General features: G+C 73.0%; 15 protein-coding genes and 1 rRNA gene. 12 read left to right on the forward strand and 4 right to left on the reverse strand.

From position 1 onward, the window contains the following. A 5S ribosomal RNA gene (gene rrf, locus AC1DXT_RS18585) occupies positions 1–105 on the forward strand; the annotation flags it as partial. Between the two features lie 2,528 nt (positions 106–2,633). Here rrf and AC1DXT_RS18590 read toward each other — a convergent pair. After that, a complete protein-coding gene (locus tag AC1DXT_RS18590) occupies positions 2,634–3,092 on the reverse strand; it encodes a pentapeptide repeat-containing protein (RefSeq protein ID WP_477062897.1) in 459 nt (152 codons plus the stop codon). Here AC1DXT_RS18590 and AC1DXT_RS18595 point away from each other — a divergent pair. The 11 genes from AC1DXT_RS18595 (at position 3,076) to AC1DXT_RS18645 (ending at position 15,095) form a co-directional block, all read left to right on the forward strand. After that, a complete protein-coding gene (locus tag AC1DXT_RS18595) occupies positions 3,076–4,116 on the forward strand; it encodes an HAD-IIA family hydrolase (protein WP_477062778.1) in 1,041 nt (346 codons plus the stop codon). The genes AC1DXT_RS18590 and AC1DXT_RS18595 overlap by 17 nt on opposite strands. A gap of 151 nt (positions 4,117–4,267) precedes the next feature. Beyond that, the gene (locus AC1DXT_RS18600; RefSeq protein ID WP_477062779.1) at positions 4,268–4,459 is read left to right on the forward strand and encodes a hypothetical protein; all 192 of its coding nucleotides are present in this window, start codon (positions 4,268–4,270) and stop codon (positions 4,457–4,459) included. A 6-nt stretch (positions 4,460–4,465) separates the two neighbouring features. Next, positions 4,466–5,287 carry a TlyA family RNA methyltransferase gene (locus tag AC1DXT_RS18605; protein ID WP_477062780.1) on the forward strand — a complete coding sequence of 274 codons (822 nt, stop codon included), beginning with the start codon at positions 4,466–4,468 and terminating at the stop codon, positions 5,285–5,287. Then, entirely contained in the window at positions 5,284–6,177 is an 894-nt protein-coding gene (locus AC1DXT_RS18610) for an NAD kinase (protein WP_477062781.1), read from the forward strand. Before AC1DXT_RS18605 ends, AC1DXT_RS18610 begins: the two co-directional genes overlap by 4 nt. Next, on the forward strand, positions 6,174–7,904 hold the full coding sequence (gene recN / locus AC1DXT_RS18615; RefSeq protein ID WP_477062782.1) for a DNA repair protein RecN: 1,731 nt from the start codon (positions 6,174–6,176) through the stop codon (positions 7,902–7,904). The genes AC1DXT_RS18610 and recN overlap by 4 nt, the downstream gene beginning before the upstream one ends. A 6-nt stretch (positions 7,905–7,910) precedes the next feature. Then, complete coding sequence (gene steA, locus AC1DXT_RS18620) at positions 7,911–9,089, forward strand: putative cytokinetic ring protein SteA (RefSeq protein ID WP_477062783.1); 1,179 nt, start codon at positions 7,911–7,913, stop codon at positions 9,087–9,089. Between the two features lie 73 nt (positions 9,090–9,162). Next, the gene (locus AC1DXT_RS18625) at positions 9,163–10,197 is read left to right on the forward strand and encodes a copper transporter (RefSeq protein ID WP_477062784.1); all 1,035 of its coding nucleotides are present in this window, start codon (positions 9,163–9,165) and stop codon (positions 10,195–10,197) included. Then, positions 10,194–11,084 carry a hypothetical protein gene (locus tag AC1DXT_RS18630; protein ID WP_477062785.1) on the forward strand — a complete coding sequence of 297 codons (891 nt, stop codon included), beginning with the start codon at positions 10,194–10,196 and terminating at the stop codon, positions 11,082–11,084. The genes AC1DXT_RS18625 and AC1DXT_RS18630 overlap by 4 nt, the downstream gene beginning before the upstream one ends. Then, on the forward strand, positions 11,081–12,760 hold the full coding sequence (gene murJ, locus AC1DXT_RS18635; RefSeq protein ID WP_477062786.1) for a murein biosynthesis integral membrane protein MurJ: 1,680 nt from the start codon (positions 11,081–11,083) through the stop codon (positions 12,758–12,760). Before AC1DXT_RS18630 ends, murJ begins: the two co-directional genes overlap by 4 nt. 71 nt (positions 12,761–12,831) lie before the next feature. Continuing rightward, complete coding sequence (locus AC1DXT_RS18640; RefSeq protein ID WP_477062787.1) at positions 12,832–14,502, forward strand: CTP synthase; 1,671 nt, start codon at positions 12,832–12,834, stop codon at positions 14,500–14,502. Then, positions 14,502–15,095 (forward strand): NUDIX domain-containing protein, encoded by a 594-nt coding sequence (locus tag AC1DXT_RS18645; protein WP_477062788.1) that lies wholly within the window; start codon positions 14,502–14,504, stop codon positions 15,093–15,095. The genes AC1DXT_RS18640 and AC1DXT_RS18645 overlap by 1 nt, the downstream gene beginning before the upstream one ends. A 34-nt stretch (positions 15,096–15,129) precedes the next feature. Here AC1DXT_RS18645 and AC1DXT_RS18650 read toward each other — a convergent pair whose 3' ends face one another. Genes AC1DXT_RS18650 through AC1DXT_RS18660 form a run of 3 tightly spaced genes read right to left on the reverse strand, consistent with a single transcriptional unit; the run spans position 15,130 to position 17,973 of the window. Beyond that, the gene (locus AC1DXT_RS18650; RefSeq protein WP_477062789.1) at positions 15,130–15,942 is read right to left on the reverse strand and encodes an ABC transporter permease; all 813 of its coding nucleotides are present in this window, start codon (positions 15,940–15,942) and stop codon (positions 15,130–15,132) included. After that, complete coding sequence (locus AC1DXT_RS18655) at positions 15,942–16,988, reverse strand: ATP-binding cassette domain-containing protein (RefSeq protein ID WP_477062790.1); 1,047 nt, start codon at positions 16,986–16,988, stop codon at positions 15,942–15,944. Before AC1DXT_RS18655 ends, AC1DXT_RS18650 begins: the two co-directional genes overlap by 1 nt. A gap of 58 nt (positions 16,989–17,046) precedes the next feature. Beyond that, positions 17,047–17,973 (reverse strand): COX15/CtaA family protein, encoded by a 927-nt coding sequence (locus AC1DXT_RS18660; RefSeq protein ID WP_477062791.1) that lies wholly within the window; start codon positions 17,971–17,973, stop codon positions 17,047–17,049. Between the last annotated feature and the right edge of the window lie 49 nt (positions 17,974–18,022).

Here is an 18,022-nt window from a genome sequence, read left to right on the forward strand (position 1 = left end):
AGCGAAGGGGAAACGCCCGGTCCCATTCCGAACCCGGAAGCTAAGCCCTTCAGCGCCGATGGTACTGCACTCGCCAGGGTGTGGGAGAGTAGGACGCCGCCGGACATCATTCAGGAGAAGCCACCCCTACGGGGGTGGCTTCTTCTGTTTCCCAAGAGAATGTTCTGTGCGCGCGACGTCGGGCGTATTGATCACCAATTTCCACCGCAGTGTCGTCCCCGCTCCGCCCTATTCGGCGCGGCCCACTCGGCCGCCGTTCGGCGTCCGGAGCAGGGGATGAGACGATGGGGCGGTCGATCGCGACGAGGAGAGCACACAGATGAACAGCGAGAATCGTGCCGAGGGCACACCCGACGACCGGAATCGATCGGGTGGAGCGGGCCGCGGTCGACCTGACGGCGAACGCAGCAGCTCGGCACGAGGCCCGCGCGGCTCGCAGGGTGGCGGTGCGTCTCGCGGCGGGTCGTCCGGTCGCGGCGGCGGTTCCTACGGCGGCGGTCGTCCGAGCTCCGGCGGGGACCGCGGCTATCGTCCGTCGTCCGGCGGGCGGCCTGCAGGTGATGACCGCGGGTTCCGGCCGTCCGGCAGCGGGCGTCCGGGTGCTGACCGACCGTCGTACGGCGATCGCTCCGGCAGCGGCCGGCCCCCGTACGGTGACCGCTCTGGTGCGGGTGACCGTGGCCGCGGTGCAGACCGTCCTTCGTACGGCGATCGTCCCAGCGGGGATCGACCGAGCTACGGCCGTCCGTCTGGCGATCGAACGGGCTTCGGAGATCGCTCCGGCGGGACCAGCCGCGGTGGCGACCGCCCGTCCTACGGGAATCGGCCCTCCGGTGACCGTCCCTCGTACGGGAACCGCTCCGGCGGAGATCGCCCTGCGTATGGGAACCGACCTTCCGGTGGCGACCGTCCTTCGTACGGTGACCGTTCCGGGGGTCGTCCCCCGGGCGACCGTCCTTCGTACGGTGACCGTTCCGGTGGTGGTCGTCCCTCGGGTGACCGTCCCTCCTACGGGAACCGCTCCGGCGCGGACCGCCCTGCGTACGGGAACCGACCTGCCGGTGGCGACCGTCCTTCGTACGGCGACCGTTCCGGTGGTGGTCGTCCCTCGGGTGACCGTCCCTCGTACGGGAACCGCTCCGGCGGGGATCGCCCTGCGTATGGGAACCGACCTTCAGGTGGCGACCGTCCTTCGTACGGCGACCGTTCTGGGAGTCGTCCCTCGGGTGACCGTCCCTCCTACGGTGACCGTTCCGGTGGTCGCCCCTCGGGTGATCGTCCGTCCTACGGTGAGCGCTCCGGTGGTCGTCCCCAGGGTGACCGTCCCTCCTACGGTGAGCGCTCCGGTGGTCGCCCGCAGGGTGACCGTCCCTCGTACGGTGACCGTTCCGGTGGTCGCCCGCAGGGTGACCGTCCCTCGTACGGTGACCGTTCTGGGAGTCGTCCGCAGGGTGACCGTCCCTCGTACGGTGACCGTTCCGGTGGTCGCCCGCAGGGTGACCGTCCCTCGTACGGTGACCGTTCCGGTGGTGGTCGTCCGCAGGGTGACCGTCCCTCCTACGGTGACCGCTCCGGTGGTGGTCGTCCCGCGTACGGGCAGCGACCCGACGGGGATCGTCCGTCGTACGGAAGTCGTCCGGCCGATGACCGGCGCTCGAGCGGCGAGCGACCCGACCGTGGGGCCCGTCCCGCCGGCGCGCCAGACCGGCGTCCGTCGGGCGACCGTCCGGCGTCCGGTGGTCAGCGCCCCTCGTACTCGGACCGGAGCGACCGTCCTGAGCGCACGTCTTCTCGTCCGCCCGCCGCGGGCAGTCGTGGCGACCGCCCGGCGACGGGCGATCGTCGGCCCCCCAGCGGTCGGCCCGTGCGCGACGACCGGTCCGGCCCGCGCGCGGGGTACGCCGCGGGTGCGGAGCGTCCGACGACCGACGACCGTCGGCTCACGCGTCCGCCGCAGGAGGAGCGTGTCGTCGCGCCCGAGATCCCGGACGAGGTCGTGTTCAGCGATCTCGACCGTTCCGTCCGCGGCCGGCTGCGCACGCTCAGCAAGGACAACGCCGACGGCGTCGGCCGTCACCTGGTGATGGTGGGTCGGCTGCTCGACACCGAGCCGGAGCTCGCCTACGAGCACGCCCAGGCCGCGGTCCGCCGTGCCGGGCGGGTCGACGTCGTGCGGGAGGCCGCCGGTCTGGCTGCCTACCGGACGGGTCGGTACGCCGAGGCGCTGCGCGAGCTGCGGACGGTGCGCCGGCTGAACGGGTCGTCGGAGCACCTGGCGATCATGGTCGACTGCGAGCGTGGGCTGGGCAGGCCCGAGCGGGCGCTCGCCCTGGCGCAGGAGCCGGAGGCCGAGACGCTCGACGCGGAGACCAGCATCGAGCTGGCCATCGTCGTCAGCGGTGCGCGGCTGGACCTGGGCCAGGCCGATGCCGCTGTGGCGGCGCTGTCGACCGCCGCGGTGCGTGCCGGGACCGGTCTGGTTGCCGTACGGGTGGCTCAGGCTCGGGCGACCGCGCTCGAGGCGGCCGGACGCGCCGACGAGGCGGCGGCCGAGCTGGCGCCCTACACGCAGGACCAGCTCGACGAGGCCGCGGGTGACGTGGAGGTCGAGGACGAGGTGGTCTCGTTCGACCTCAGCGAGTTCGACGAGGACGGCGAGTACGACGAGGGCGCATTCGACGCGATCGCTGTCGCAGACGACTCCGCCTCAGACGACTCCGCCTCAGACGACTCCGTCGCAGACGACTCCGTCGCAGACGACTCCGCCTCAGACGACTCCGTCGCAGACGACTCCGCCTCAGACGACTCCGCCGCAGCCGAGGACGACGAGGACGAGGACGACGAGGACGACAAGGACGAGGACGACGACGAGACCGATGGCGCCGTCGACGAGGTCCACGACGCGTCGCCCGAGGTTGACGACACGTCCGACGAGTCCGAGCCGTCCGTCGACGACGTCGCCGGATCTCAGGACTCGACGTCGGACGGATCCGTCGAGGCAGGCGACGACCGGACGTCCGAGGCGCCGGAGCAGCTGCTGGGCGGGCAGGGGTCGGACGAGGCGGAGGGCGGCCGGTGACGGGCGGGCTCATCGGCTCGGCCACACCGCTCGCGGACCGGTTCGACCTCGCGCTGGTCGACCTGGACGGCGTGGCCTACCGCGGTCACGAGCCGATCGACGGTGCGGCCGAAGGGCTGACCGCGGCGCGTGAGCGCGGGATGCGTCTGGTGTTCGTCACGAACAACGCGTCGCGCGAGCCCGAGTCCGTCGCGGACCAGCTTACGGACCTTGGGATCGTCACGCACGCCTCCGAGGTGATGACCGCCGCGCAGGCGGCTGCGCAGCTGCTGCGCACCCGCCTGCCGCGCGGGTCGAAGGTGCTGGTCGTGGGTGGCGCCGGGCTGGTCACCGCCGTGCGGCTGGCCGGGTACGAAGTGGTCCACTCCGCCGACGACGAGCCCGCGGCGGTCGCCCAGGGCTTCTCGCCGGAGGTGGGTTGGCCACAGCTCGCGGAGGCGGCGTACGCCGTCGGCCGGGGTGCGTGGCACGTGGCCTCCAACCTCGACCTGAGCCTGCCGACCGCGCGGGGCTTCGCACCGGGGAACGGGTCGCTCGTCGGCGCCGTCCAGGCCGCGACGGGTGTGGTCCCGGACAGCGCGGGCAAGCCGTCCCCGACGATGTACCAGATGGCCGTGGAGCGGGTCGGTGCGCGCGAGACGCTCGTGATCGGCGACCGGCTCGACACCGACCTGGGCGGTGCTCGCGCAGGCGGCTACATCGGTCTGCACGTGCTGACCGGCGTGAGCTCGGCGCGCGACGACGTGCTGGCGGTGCCGGGGGAGCGGCCGCACCTCATCGGCGCGGACCTGCGCTCGTTGCTCGTCGCCCACCCGGAGCCCCAGGCGGCAGCGGAGGGTTGGTGGACCGTGCGGGACGCGTCGGCGCGGGTCGTCGACGGGCGCCTCGAGCTCGGCCGCACTGCCGACACGACCGTCGAGGGCAAGGTCGACGTGGTCCGCGCTGCGTGCGCGGCTGCGTGGGCCGCGGTCGACGACGGGGTGGAGCTCGACCCGACCTCGGTCCCCGAGCTGGCGACGGACCTCGCGAGCCAGTGACGAGGACCGACGCTGCCTGTGTGTGGCGACCGGTCGACGTCGGTTCCGACAGGTAGCGTGGGCGCGGTCCCGGACTCTGCACCGAGGGGTGCGGCTGCCGATGTCGGCGAGCGACCGGGACCAGGACACGACCACGGCAGGAGACGGCGCAGTGAGCGAGACCGGCGGGACGGACGTGACACCGGGACAGGTGCCCGGGCTCGAGTCGACCTCGGACGCGGCGGTCGACGAGGCGCTGTCGACGCTGGTGGGGCTCGAGGACCAGCCGCTGCGGGCGCACGTCGCGGTGTTCGACGCGGTTCACGGCGCGCTCCAGGACCGGCTCGCGGACGCGGAGGGCTGACCCGCGGTGACCACACGCCTCGACACGGAGCTCGTGCGCCGCGGACTGGCCCGGTCGCGCCGGCACGCCGGAGAGCTGATCGCCGCCGGTCGGGTGACCGTCGACGGTTCCGCGGTCTCGCGCAGCGCCGCGCAGGTGACGGACGAGCGCGAGGTCGCCGTCCAGTCCGACGACGACGACCCGGGGTACGCGTCGCGCGCCGGGCACAAGCTGGCGGGGGCCCTCGACGCGCTCGGCGCGGACGGTCCGGCGGTCGCCGGTCGGTACTGCCTCGACGCGGGGGCGAGCACCGGGGGTTTCACCGACGTGCTGCTGCGCCGTGGGGCGACGGGCGTCGTGGCGGTCGACGTCGGTCACGACCAGATGGTCGATGAGCTGCGGTCGGACCCGCGGGTGGACGTGCGCGAGGGCGTCAATGTCCGCACCCTGACACGTGGTGACGTCAGCCCCGCGCCGGAGCTGGTCGTCGCCGATCTCTCGTTCATCTCGCTCACCCTGGTGCTGCCGGCGCTCGTCGAGGTCGCCCGGCCGGACGCCGACCTGCTGCTGATGGTGAAGCCGCAGTTCGAGGTCGGACGCGAGCGCCTCGGCTCGGGCGGTGTGGTGCGTCTGCCCGGCCTGTGGGTGGACGCCGTGCTGGGTGTCGCGCGCGCCGGTGCCGAGCTCGGCCTGGCGGTGCGGGACGTCGTGCGCAGCCCCCTGCCGGGTCCGAGCGGCAACGTCGAGTTCTTCGTGTGGTTCCGACGGCCCGAGGGCGACGGCCCCGTCGAGGTCCTGGTCGACCGGATCACCGCCGCCGTGCTCGCCGATGGGGAGGTGGCCCGGTGACCCGGCGCGCCCTGGTGGTCACCCACGGGGGCCGAGAGGAGGCCGTGGCCGCCACCCGCGAGGTGGTGCGCGAGCTCGAACTCGCGGGCGTCGAGCCGGTGCTGGCCGCCGAGGACGCCGACGCAGCCGACCTGCCGCCGTTCGAGCTGGCGATCGTGCTCGGGGGCGACGGGACGATCCTGCGAGCCGCTGAGCTCACGCGCGGGACGTCCGTGCCGCTGCTCGGCGTGAACCTCGGGCACGTCGGGTTCCTCGCCGAGAGCGAGCGCGAGGACGTGGGGGAGGCGGTACGACGACTCACCGCGGGCGAGTTCGTCGTCGAGGAGCGCGGCACCCTGGACGTCCGGGTGCTGCGACCGGACGGGAGCATCGGCACCGGGTGGGCGCTCAACGAGGCGGCGCTGGAGAAAGTGGACCGGTCGCGCATGCTCGAGGTGCTGGTCGAGGTCGACGGCCACCCGCTGTCGTCGTTCGGCTGCGACGGGATCGTCGCGGCGACCGCCACCGGGTCCACCGCGCACGCGTTCTCCGCCGGCGGGCCGGTGGTGTGGCCGGACGTGGACGGCATGATCCTTGTGCCCCTGTCGGCGCACGCCCTGTTCGCGCGGCCGCTGGTGGTCGGCCCCCGGAGCACGCTCGCGGTGGAGGTCCTCGACCGCTCGCCCGCCGCCGGGCTGGTCACGCTCGACGGCCGCCGGCGGCTCGAGGTGCCGAAGGGGTCGCGGGTGGAGGTGACCCGCAGCCCCGTTCCCGTGCGCCTGGCACGGCTCACGATGGCGCCGTTCACGACGCGCCTGGTGAACAAGTTCGGCCTCCCCGTCGACGGGTGGCGCGGGCGGCCCAGCGCGCCCCGGCCCGTGCGCGCAGTACAGCCGGAGGCGGCACCGTGATCGAGGAGATCCGGATCGAGAACCTCGGGGTCATCGGGCGCGCGCACGTCGAGCTCGGTCCGGGCCTGACGGTGCTCACGGGCGAGACCGGTGCGGGCAAGACGATGGTGCTGACGGCACTGAACCTCCTGCTGGGCGGCAAGGCCGACCCGGCGACCGTGCGGGTCGGGTCGGCGTCGGCGTCCGTCGAGGGGCGGGTGGTGCTCGACGCCGGTGCACCTGCGCTCGCGCGCGCCGCCGAGGCGGGTGCGGACCTGGACGACGACGGGAGCCTCGTGCTCCTGCGGACGGTCGGCGCCGGCTCGGACGGCACCACGGGCCGGTCCCGCGCGTTCGTGGGCGGTCGGTCCGTGCCCCAGGGTCTTCTCGCGGAGCTGGCGGACGAGCTGGTCACGGTGCACGGCCAGGCCGACCAGGCCCGGTTGCGCTCGCCCGCGGTGCAGCGGGAGGCGCTCGACGAGTTCGTCGGCCCGGCTCACCGCGAGGTGCTCGCCAGCTACCGCGGGGCATGGGCGCAGCGGGCACGTGTCGAGGCCGAGCTCACCGACCTGGTCGACCGGGCGCGGGACCGCACGCGGGAGGCGGAGCTGCTGCGCCTCGGGCTCGCGGAGGTCGAGCGGGTGGACCCCCAGCCGGACGAGGACGTGACGCTGGCCGACGAGGTCGAGCGGCTGTCGCACGCCGAGGACCTCCGGACGGCGGCGGCCGGGGCGCACACCGCGCTCGTCGGCGGGGACGACGGCACCGACGAGGGGACGGCAGTCGGGACGATCGAGCTCGCGCGCCGGCTGCTCGAGCACGAGGGCAGCCACGACCCGGCGCTCGCCGCGCTCGCCACCCGTATCGCGGAGGCCGGATACCTGCTCGCGGACGTGTCGACGGACCTCGCCGCCTACCTCGAGGACCTGCAGGCCGACCCGCTGCGCCTCGAGGCCGCCCAGCGCCGGCGCGCGGAGCTGGGCAGCCTGACCCGCAGCTATGGGTCGACGGTCGCGGAGGTGCTGGCCTGGGCGGACACCGCCGGTCGCCGGCTGCTCGACCTCGACGGCGGGGAGGAGCGGATCGACGAGCTGCGGCAGGAACGCGACCGGCTGGGAACCGAGCTCGACGCTCTCGCGGAGCAGCTGACGAGCGGTCGACGTGACGGCGCAGAACGACTCTCCACTGTGGTGTCCGAGGAGCTCGCGGGGCTGGCGATGGCCGGCGCCGAGCTGCGCGTGGTCGTCGAGCCGGCCGACGAGCCCGGCCCGCACGGCGCCGACAAGGTCGAGATGCTCCTGGTGCCGCACGCGGGAGCGCCCGCTCGCGCCCTGGGCAAGGGTGCGTCCGGTGGCGAGCTGTCCCGCGTCATGCTGGCCATCGAGGTCGCGCTGGCCACCGCGCCCGGCGCGACGCGACCGGGGACGTTCGTGTTCGACGAGGTCGACGCGGGCGTCGGTGGTCGGGCCGCCGTCGAGGTCGGCCGCCGGCTGTCGTCGCTCGCGCAGGGCAGCCAGGTGCTCGTCGTGACGCACCTCGCGCAGGTGGCTGCGTTCGCCGATCGGCACCTCGTCGTCACCAAGTCGACGGCCGACGGCGTGGACGTGGTCACCGAGTCGGACGTGCGCTTGGTCACCCAGGAGGACCGCGTGCGCGAGCTGGCCCGCATGCTGTCCGGGCAGGAGGACTCCCACGCCGCGCGGACGCACGCAGCAGAACTGCTCGAGCTCTCGTCCGTGGGACGATGAGCGGCGATGAGAGCCTCCCTGCGCAAACGCACCGCCCTGCCCGAAGCCGGCGTCGTCGCCGGTCCGGCACGTGTCGACCCCCGGACCAAGGGGCTGACCAAGCGTCTGCGCCCCGGTGACATCGCGGTCATCGACCACCTCGACCTCGACCGCGTCTCCGCCGAGGCGCTGGTCGCGTGCCAGCCCGCCGCCGTGCTCAACGCCGCGCGCTCCACCTCGGGCCGCTACCCGAACCTCGGCCCGGAGATCCTCATCGGGGCGGGCATCCCCCTGATCGACGACCTCGGCGCGGACGTCATGTCCCTCACCGAGGGCCACCGGCTCCGGATCGTGGAGGGCGCCGTCTACGACGGCGAGACCCTGGTCGCCGAGGGTGTCCTGCAGACCGAGACGACGGTCGCCACCGCGATGGAGGAGGCCCGGGCCGGACTCTCCGTGCAGCTGGAGTCGTTCGCGGCGAACACGATGGACTACCTGCGCCGCGAGCGTGACCTGCTCCTCGACGGCGTCGGCGTCCCCGACATCTCGACCGTGATCGACGGTCGGCAGGTGCTCATCGTCGTGCGCGGCTACCACTACAAGGAAGACCTGGTCACGCTGCGGCCCTACATCCGCGAGTACCGGCCGGTGCTCATCGGTGTCGACGGGGGAGCGGACGCGATCCTCGACGCCGGCTGGAAGCCCGACCTGATCGTCGGAGACATGGACTCCGTGTCCGACCGTGCCCTGACGTGCGGCGCGGAGGTCGTCGTGCACGCCTACCGCGACGGACGGGCGCCCGGGCTCGCGCGCGTGGAGCAGCTGGACGTCAAGCACGTCGTGTTCCCTGCCACGGGCACCAGCGAGGACGTCGCCATGCTGCTCGCCGACGACAAGGGCGCCGAGCTGATCGTGGCGGTCGGGACGCACGCCACGCTCGTCGAGTTCCTGGACAAGGGCCGGTCGGGCATGGCGAGCACGTTCCTCACGCGACTGCGGGTCGGCAGCAAGCTGGTCGACGCCAAGGGCGTCTCGCGGCTCTACCGGAACCGCATCTCCAACCTGCAGCTCACCCTCCTGGTCCTCGCGGGCCTGCTCGCCCTCGGCGTGGCGCTCGCGTCGACCGCGGCGGGCCAGACCCTGATCGGCCTCTCGGGCGCCCGTATCGACGACATCACGTCGTGGGTGAGCGGACTGTTCGGATGAGCACCGCCGCTGCCCTCGCCCTGCACCTGGTCCCGGTGAACGCCGGCGACGTACCCGACGGAGACCTCGCACCGTGATCGACTTCCGCTACCACATCGTCTCGCTCATCTCGGTCTTCCTGGCGTTGGCCGTCGGCATCGCGCTGGGTGCCGGCCCGCTCAAGGAGACGATCGGTGACACGCTCACCGGCCAGGTCGAGCAGCTCCGCGGCGAGAAGGACGCTCTCCGGGCGGAGCTCGACACCACGTCGGGCGAGCTGCAGGACGCCGAGACCTACATCGATGCCGCGGGTCCGCAGCTCCTCGACGGCACGCTGGCGGACCGCCGCGTCGCCGTGATCGCGCTCGGGGAGGTCGACGAGTCGATCCGCACCGCGATCGACACGCGGCTGACCCAGTCGGGCGCCAGCGTCACGGCCCACGTCACGTTGACGGACACGTGGATGGACCCGGACGCCCGCACGTTCCGGCAGGCTCTGGTCGGCCAGCTGCTCACGTACCTCGACCCTGTCCCGGCAGACGACGCGGGCGTGGAGGACGAGCTCGCCTCGGCTCTGGTGCAGGCCCTCGTCACGTCGGACCCGAGCAACCCGGACGTGCTGTCCGACGACGCCTCCGTGCTGTTGGAGCTCCTCTCGTCGAGCGAGAGCGACAGCCCGCTGGTCACCGTCGCCGACCAGGTCACCGTTCCGGCGGACGCGATCGTCGTCATCGGCGTTCCCCGGGAGGAGACGGCCGCAGACGCGACCCCGAGCCCCGCGCCGTCGGAGTCGACCGTCGTGGCCCAGCTCGCGGTCCTCAGCGCTGCGCAGGAGCTCTCGACCGGCGCGGTCCTGGCCGACGGACCCCGGGGCGAGGGCAGCCTCACGGACGCCGTGCTCGCCGACCAGGACCTGGCTGCGACGATCACCACCGTCTCCGGCACGGCCGTCGTGACCGGGCAGGTCAACGTGCCGCTCGCCCTGGCCGGCCGGATCGCCGGCACCAACGGCCACTACGGGTTCGGTGACGGCGAGACCCCGCTGCCGGCGGCCGTGGTGCTGCCACCGGTCGACCGCACGCCGCGCCTGACCGACGGTGCGGAGTCGACCGCAGGGACCGAGGGATGACGGTAGGTGTCGCGCGTCGCGTCCTGACGGGCGCCGTCGCGAGTGCGGTGACCGCGGTCGTGCGGGGCGCGTTCGACCACCAGGCGCCGGGCGGGCAGGCGCGCTGGACCCGCACCAACCACCGCGGCGAGCCGATCAGCCTGCTCGAGGGGCCGGCGGTGGCTGCGGGACTGCTCGCCGGCGGACTCGTCGGCGCGCCGTCACCGCGGGGGGCCGTCGCGCTCACGATCGCGACCGCGTCCGGCGCGGCCTTCGGGCTGGTCGACGACCTCGGCGAGGACTCCTCGTCACGACGCAAGGGTCTGCGCGGCCACCTCGGTGCCCTCGCGCGCGGCGAGCTCACGACTGGTGGCCTCAAGGTCCTCGGGATCGGCGGTGGAGCGCTCGTCGCGGCCGCGGTGGCCACGCCGGTGCACCGGGCGGACGGCACGCGTCGCTCGACGGTCGGGTGGCTGGCGGACGTCGCCGCATCGGGAGCCTTGATCGCCTCCAGCGCCAACCTGGTGAACCTGCTCGACCTGCGCCCCGGGCGCGCGCTCAAGGCGGCCACGCTCGTGGCAGCCCCGCTCGCTCTCGCGCCGGGCGGCGGTGCCGGGGCCGGAGCCGCGGCGCTCGGCGTGGTCGGGGCCGCGATGGACCAGGACCTCGCCGAGACCGACATGCTCGGCGACGGTGGCGCGAACGCTCTGGGCGCCACGCTCGGGACCGCCGTGGCGCTGAGCGCTCCGCGGCCCGTCCGGCTCGCGTGCCTCGCGGTCGTGGTGGGTCTCACGGTCGCCAGCGAGAAGGTCAGCTTCACGCGCGTCATCGAGCGCACCCCCGTGCTGCGCGACATCGACGCCTGGGGTCGGCGGCCCGTCGACCCGCCCTCGGGCCGGTCCGGGTGAGCCCCGCGGCGCGTCGCACGATCGCCGGGCTGGGCGGCGCGGCCGCGATGATCGCTGCCGTCACGGTCCTGAGCCGGGTGCTCGGCTTCGGCAGGTACCTGGTGCAGGCACACGCGTTCCACGACGGCAGCATCGGCGGCGTCTACAACGCGGCCAACACCCTGCCCAACGTCCTCTTCGAGGTCGCGGCGGGCGGTGCGCTGGCGGGCGCGCTCGTCCCTTTGCTGGCCCTGCCCGTCTCGCGCGCACTGCACAAGGACGTCGACGCGATCACGTCGGCGACGTTCGGGTGGACGCTGCTCGTGCTGGTCCCGCTCGGCGCCGCGCTCGCCGCGTGCAGCGGACTGATCGCCTCCGTCTGGCCACAGATCGACGACTCGCAGCGAGACCTCCTGCAGTACTTCATCGCCGTCTTCGCGGTCCAGGTCCCCATGTACGGCATCGCCGTGCTCCTGTACGCGGTGCTCCAGGCGCACAAGCGGTTCTTCTGGCCGGCGTTCGCGCCCGTGCTGTCGTCCCTCGTCGTCATCGCGACCTACCTGGTCTACGCGGCGCTCGCCGGCGGTGAGCTCGACGACCCGGCCGCGGTGTCGGCCGAAGCGCTGGCGGTGCTCGGCTGGGGGACCACGCTCGGCGTCGCGGCGATGTGCTTCCCGATGTTCGTCCCTGTCAGGCGCCTGGGGGTGCGTATCCGGCCGACCCTGCGCTTCCCCGAGGGCACGGGACGACGCCTGGCCGCCCTGGCGTTCGCCGGCGTCGGCTCGCTGGTGGCCCAGCAGGTCTCGGTGCTCGTGGCGCTGCTCGTCGCCGCCGATCGCGGCAACCCCGGCACCTGGTCGGTGTACCTGTGGTCCCAGCAGGTGTACCTGCTGCCGTACGCGGTGCTGGTCGTGCCCCTGGCGACGTCGACGTTCCCCCGGCTCGCACACCGCGCTGCCACCGGCGAGAACGACGCGTTCGCACGGATGGCGTCGGGGACCACCCGGGCGGTCCTCGCCGCCGCGGCCCTCGGGGGCGCCGCCCTCGCCGCCGCCGCCCCCGCGGTCACGGCCGTCTTCGTGTTCTTCGCCGACGGCGGTCCTGGCATGCGCGCGATGACCCTGACGATCACCTGGCTCATGCCGGGTCTGCTCGGCTTCGCACTCATGTTCCACGCGTCCCGTGCGCTCTACGCGCTCGAGCGAGGCCGGGCGGCCATCACGGCGAACGTCGCGGGCTGGGGGACTGTCGCCGTGGCGACGCCCCTGCTCGCCGCGCTGCGGGCCCCCACCGGGGACGACCCCGCGGCGACGCTCCTGGCGCTCGCGCAGGCCAGCTCGCTCGGCATGCTCGTCGGTGGCACGGTCGCGGTGCTCCTGCTGCGCCGCGCCGCGGGCCGGTCCGCGACCACCGGCCTGCCGCGGACCGCGCTCGTGCTCGTCCTCGGCGCCGGTCTCGGCGCGGTCGCCGGACGGTGGGTGGTGGACGCGGTCACCGACCTGGCCGGGCACGGCATGCTCACCGCCGTCGGCGCGGCCGCGGGCGGCGGGATCATCGCGGCCCTCGTCGTCGCCGGCGCGGTGGTCGCGGGGGACCGCGGGACGTTGCGCGACTTCCGGCGCATCGAGGCGGAGCCCCGGCCGGTCGTCGTCGACCGCGTCCCTGACCCCGCGAACCCGGGCGCGCCCCTTCTGTAGGACGCCACGTGTCCGGACTCACCCCGCGTCGTGCTCCGGGACCTGGCATTCGTCAGGTAGGTTGGAATCCCGTGACAGAGCGCGCGCATCGACTCTCCGGGCGGTCGGATTCCACGACCCGGCACATCTTCGTCACCGGGGGTGTCGCTTCCTCCCTCGGCAAGGGCCTGACGGCGAGCAGCCTCGGCCGACTCCTCCGCTCCCGTGGCCTTCGCGTCACGATGCAGAAGCTCGACCCGTACCTCAACGTGGACCCGGGCACCATGAACCCGTTCCAGCACGGCGAGGTCTTCGTCACCGAGGACGGTGCGGAGACGGACCTCGACGTGGGCCACTACGAGCGGTTCCTGGACGTGGACCTCGTGGGCTCGGCCAACGTGACCACCGGCCAGGTCTACTCGCAGGTGATCGCCAAGGAGCGGCGTGGCGAGTACCTCGGTGACACGGTGCAGGTCATCCCGCACATCACCGACGAGATCAAGACCCGGATGCGCCAGCAGGCGAACTCCGACATCGACGTGATCATCACCGAGATCGGCGGCACGGTCGGAGACATCGAGTCGCTGCCGTTCCTCGAGGCTGCCCGCCAGGTGCGTCACGACCTGGGCCGCGACAACTGCTTCTTCCTGCACGTCTCCCTGGTGCCGTACATCGGCCCGTCCGGCGAGCTCAAGACCAAGCCGACCCAGCACTCGGTCGCCGCGCTGCGCAGCATCGGCATCCAGCCCGACGCGATCGTGCTGCGCGCCGACCGTGACGTCCCGGACTCCACCAAGCGCAAGATCGCGCTCATGTGCGACGTCGACATCGAGGGTGTCGTCACCGCCAAGGATGCGCCGAGCATCTACGACATCCCCCGCGTCCTGCACTCGGAGGGCCTCGACGCCTACGTCGTGCAGCGGCTCAGCCTCCCGTTCCGCGACGTCGAGTGGAAGGGCTGGGACGAGCTGCTGCACCGCGTCCACCAGCCCGCGCACCGCGTCGAGGTCGCGCTCGTCGGCAAGTACATCGACCTCCCCGACGCCTACCTGTCGGTCACCGAGGCCCTGCGCGCCGGCGGCTTCCACCACGACACCAAGGTCGTCATCCGGTGGGTCACCTCCGACGACTGCCAGACGCCCGAGGGTGCCCGGCTCGCGCTCGAGGGCGTGGACGCGGTGCTCGTGCCCGGCGGGTTCGGCGTGCGCGGCATCGAGGGCAAGCTCGGCGCGCTGCGCTGGGCGCGCGAGAACCTCGTCCCGACGCTCGGCATCTGCCTGGGTCTGCAGTGCATGGTCATCGAGTACTCCCGCACGGTCCTCGGGCTCGAGGGCGCGTCGTCCTCCGAGTTCGACGCCGACCCCGCGCACCCGGTGATCGCCACGATGGCCGAGCAGCTCGCGATCGTCGGCGGCGACGGTGACCTCGGTGGCACCATGCGCCTGGGCGCCTACGAGGCGGTCCTGACCCCCGGGTCGGTGGTCGCCGAGGCCTACGGGGCGACCCGCGTGTCCGAGCGGCACCGGCACCGCTACGAGGTGAACAACGCGTACCGCGACAAGCTCGAGGACGCCGGCCTGGTCATCTCCGGTGTCTCGCCCGACACCTCGCTGGTCGAGTTCGTCGAGCTGCCGAAGGACGTGCACCCGTACTACGTGTCCACCCAGGCGCACCCCGAGTTCAAGTCGCGGCCGACGCGGGCGCACCCCCTGTTCGCCGGACTCGTCGAGGCCGCTCTGGCGCAGCGCGGCGACGAGTCCTGATGCTCGCTGACGTCGAGGCCCCCCGCCCGGTCGTGTCGCACGACGTGATCCACGCGGGGAAGATCTTCGACCTGGTCGGCGACGTGGTGGACCTCGGCGAGACGCAGGTGCTCCGCGAGTATGTGGTTCATCCCGGGGCGGTCGCGGTCATCGCGCTCGACGACGACGACCGCGTGCTGCTGCTCTCGCAATACCGGCACCCGGTGCGCTCCGAGCTCTGGGAGCCGCCCGCCGGGCTGCGTGACGTCCCGGACGAGGAGCTCGCCGTGGCCGCCGCGCGCGAGCTCGCCGAGGAGGCCGACCTGGTGGCCGGCTCCTGGTGGCGGCTCGTGGACTTCTTCACCACGCCCGGCGGCTCGAACGAGCGGATCCGGGTGTTCCTCGCCCGCGACCTGCGGCCCGTGGCGCAGGCCGACCTGCACACGCGGACGGACGAGGAGGCCGGGATGGTGCCGGTCTGGGTCCCGCTCGACGACGCCGTGGACGCGGCGCTGTCCGGGCACCTGCACAGCCCGACGGCCGTCACCGGCGTGCTCGCCGCGGCGGCTGCGCGTGCGCGCGGGTGGTCGACGCTGGAGGCCGTGACGCTCTGAGGGTCGGCGGTGCCGGGGTCGGCACCGCCGATGCTCAGCGGCTGGTGGAGCGCCGGTACTGGAGGTTGGCCAGCGGGACGAACACGATGATGAAGATCGCCGACCAGATCAGCGTGTAGACGACCGGGTTCTGCAGGGGCCAGGCGTCCGGCGTCGGCACCCCCTCCGGGATGTTGCCGAACAGCTCGCGGGACGCCTGGGTGACGGCCGACACCGGGTTCCACTCGGCGAACGTCTGCAGCGGTGCGGGCAGCGTCTCGAGCGGCACGAACGTGTTGGCGACGAACGTCAGCGGGAAGATCACGATGAACGTCGCGTTGTTGAACACCTCGACGCTCGGGACGAGCATCCCCAGCCACGCCATGATCCACGAGATCGAGTACGAGAAGATCAGCAGCAGCAGGAAGCCGAGCGCCGCCTCGCCGAAAGAGCTGTGGATGCCCCAGCCCACCAGCAGGCCGGTCAGCGACATGACGATGAGCACCAGGATGTTGTTGGCCACGTCCGAGATGGTGCGGCCGGTCAGCACGGCTGACGGCGCCATGGGCAGCGACCGGAACCGGTCGATGATCCCCTTCTTGATGTCCTCCGCCAGACCGGCGCCCGTGATGGTGGCGCCGAAGATGACCGTCTGGGCGAAGATCCCGGCCATGAGGAACTCGCGGTAGGCGTCGGCGTCGGCGCCGCCGGGCACGTCGATCGCACCGCCGAACACGTAGGCGAAGAGCAGGACGAACATGATCGGGGAGAGCGTGGTGAAGACCAGCAGGTCGGGGACGCGCTTGATCTTGATGATGTTGCGCTTGGCGACGACGTAGCTGTCCGAGAACACGGTGGGCGCGGCCATCAGGCACCTCCGGTGGAGGACTCGTGGGCGGCGGCCGCGTGACGGCCCGGTCCGGTGGGTGCGGCAGGCGGTGGCGGCGGTGACTCCTCGGGGCCGGCGTCCTCGTCCTCGCTCGCGTGCCCGGTGAGCGACAGGAACACGTCGTCCAGCGTGGGCCGGCGCAGCCCGACGTCGTCGATACCGATCTGCGCGTCGTCGAGGACGCGCAGCGCCTCGGTGAGCACCTGCGCTCCACCGCTGATCGGCATCAGCAGGGTGCGGCGGCCCTCGTCCAACGCCGCCTTGCCCACCCCGAGGGGCTCGAGCAGGTCGCGGGCTCTCAACAGCGTCACCGGGTCGCGGACCGTGAGCTCGAGCCGCTCGCCGCCGACCTGCATCTTGAGCTGGTCGGCCGTGCCCTGCGCGATGATCCGTCCGTGGTCGATGACCACGATGTCGTCGGCCAGGAGATCGGCCTCCTCGAGGTACTGCGTGGTGAGCAGCAACGTCGTGCCGCCGGCGACGAGGTTCTGGATCACCTCCCACATCTCTGTGCGTCCGCGCGGGTCCAGCCCGGTGGTCGGCTCGTCGAGGAAGATGATCGGCGGGTCCGCCACGAGCGCGCCGGCCAGGTCGAGGCGCCGCCGCATGCCCCCGGAGTAGGTCTTGGACGGGCGGTCCGCGGCGTCCTCGAGCCGGAACGACGCGAGCAGCTCCCGTGCCCGCGCCCGGGAGCGCTTGGCCCCCAGGTGGTACAGCCGGCCGATCATGTCGAGGTTCTCGAAGCCGGTGAGGTACTCGTCGACGGCGGCGTACTGGCCGGACAGGCCGATGCGGCGTCGGACGTCCCGCGGCTTGGTCAGGACGTCCACCCCGGCCACGGTCGCGGACCCGGCGTCGGGCTGCAGGAGCGTGGTGAGGATGCGGACGATGGTCGTCTTTCCCGCCCCGTTGGGGCCGAGGAGCCCCAGCACGGAGCCGGTGGGCACCGCCAGGTCGACCCCGTCGAGGGCCGTGACGGTCTTGTAGCGCTTGACGAGTCCCTGAGCGGTGATCGCGTCTGCCATGGTTCGAGGCTAGGAGAGACCACCGACACGACAACAGCAGATACCAGGACGAACCTGGTCAGGCGTCGCGCGTGCGCAGGCTCCCGACGAAGAACGTCACCGCGGTCGCGAGCAGCGCCGCGCCGAGCATGTGCAGGTTGACCAGCGCGATCGGCAGGCCGGTGAACAGCTGGACGTACCCGATGGCGCCTTGGCCGAGGGTCACGGCGAGGAGCACCAGCCCGGTGGTCCAGGGGCGCCCGGTGACCCCGCGGCGGCGCAGGAGCACCAGCACGACGACGAGCACGGCGACGAACGCCCAGACCGAGGCCGCGTGCAGCTTCGACATGGTCCAGGGGTCGACGTCGAACCGGTAGCCGACCTCGTCGTCGCCCGAGTGCGGCCCGGCGCCGGTGACGACCACGCCCAGGACGAGCACCGCGGCGGTGAGCGCGACGAGCACCCGGACGACGATCGTCGTCGTGCGGTCCACCAGCGGGACCGCCGGGCCGTCGCCCTCGCGGGTGCGGACGACCAGCCACGCCGAGAACGCGACGAGGGCCATCGAGATGAGCAGGTGGCTGCCGACGATCGCGGGGTGCAGGTCCACCAGCACGGTGATCCCGCCGATGACCGCCTGGATCAGCACGCCGACCACGGGGACCAGGCCGAGTCGTCGGAAGGACCACGGGCGGCGCCGGTCGAGGACCACCAGCACGGCCACGACAGCGGCGACGGCCACGAGCAGCACGCTCACGGTCCGGTTGCCGAACTCGACGTACGGGTGGAACGACGTCGCGCTGTGCAGCTGAGGGGTGAACTGGCCGGGCTCGCACTGGGGCCACGTGGAGCACCCGAGGCCGGAGGCCGTGAGCCGCACCGCGCCGCCGGTGACGATGATGACGATCTGCCCGACGAGGTTGGCGACCACGGCGGTCCAGGTCCACCGGTCGCGGAACCGGTCCAGGGTCGACGGGCGGGTGTCGAGGGCAGGGGACGAGCTCACGACGACCAGCCTACGGTCCGGCCACCGCGCGCCGGACCGGCCCGCGGGC

Source organism: Cellulomonas sp. P1_G12_2 (assembly GCF_056405535.1).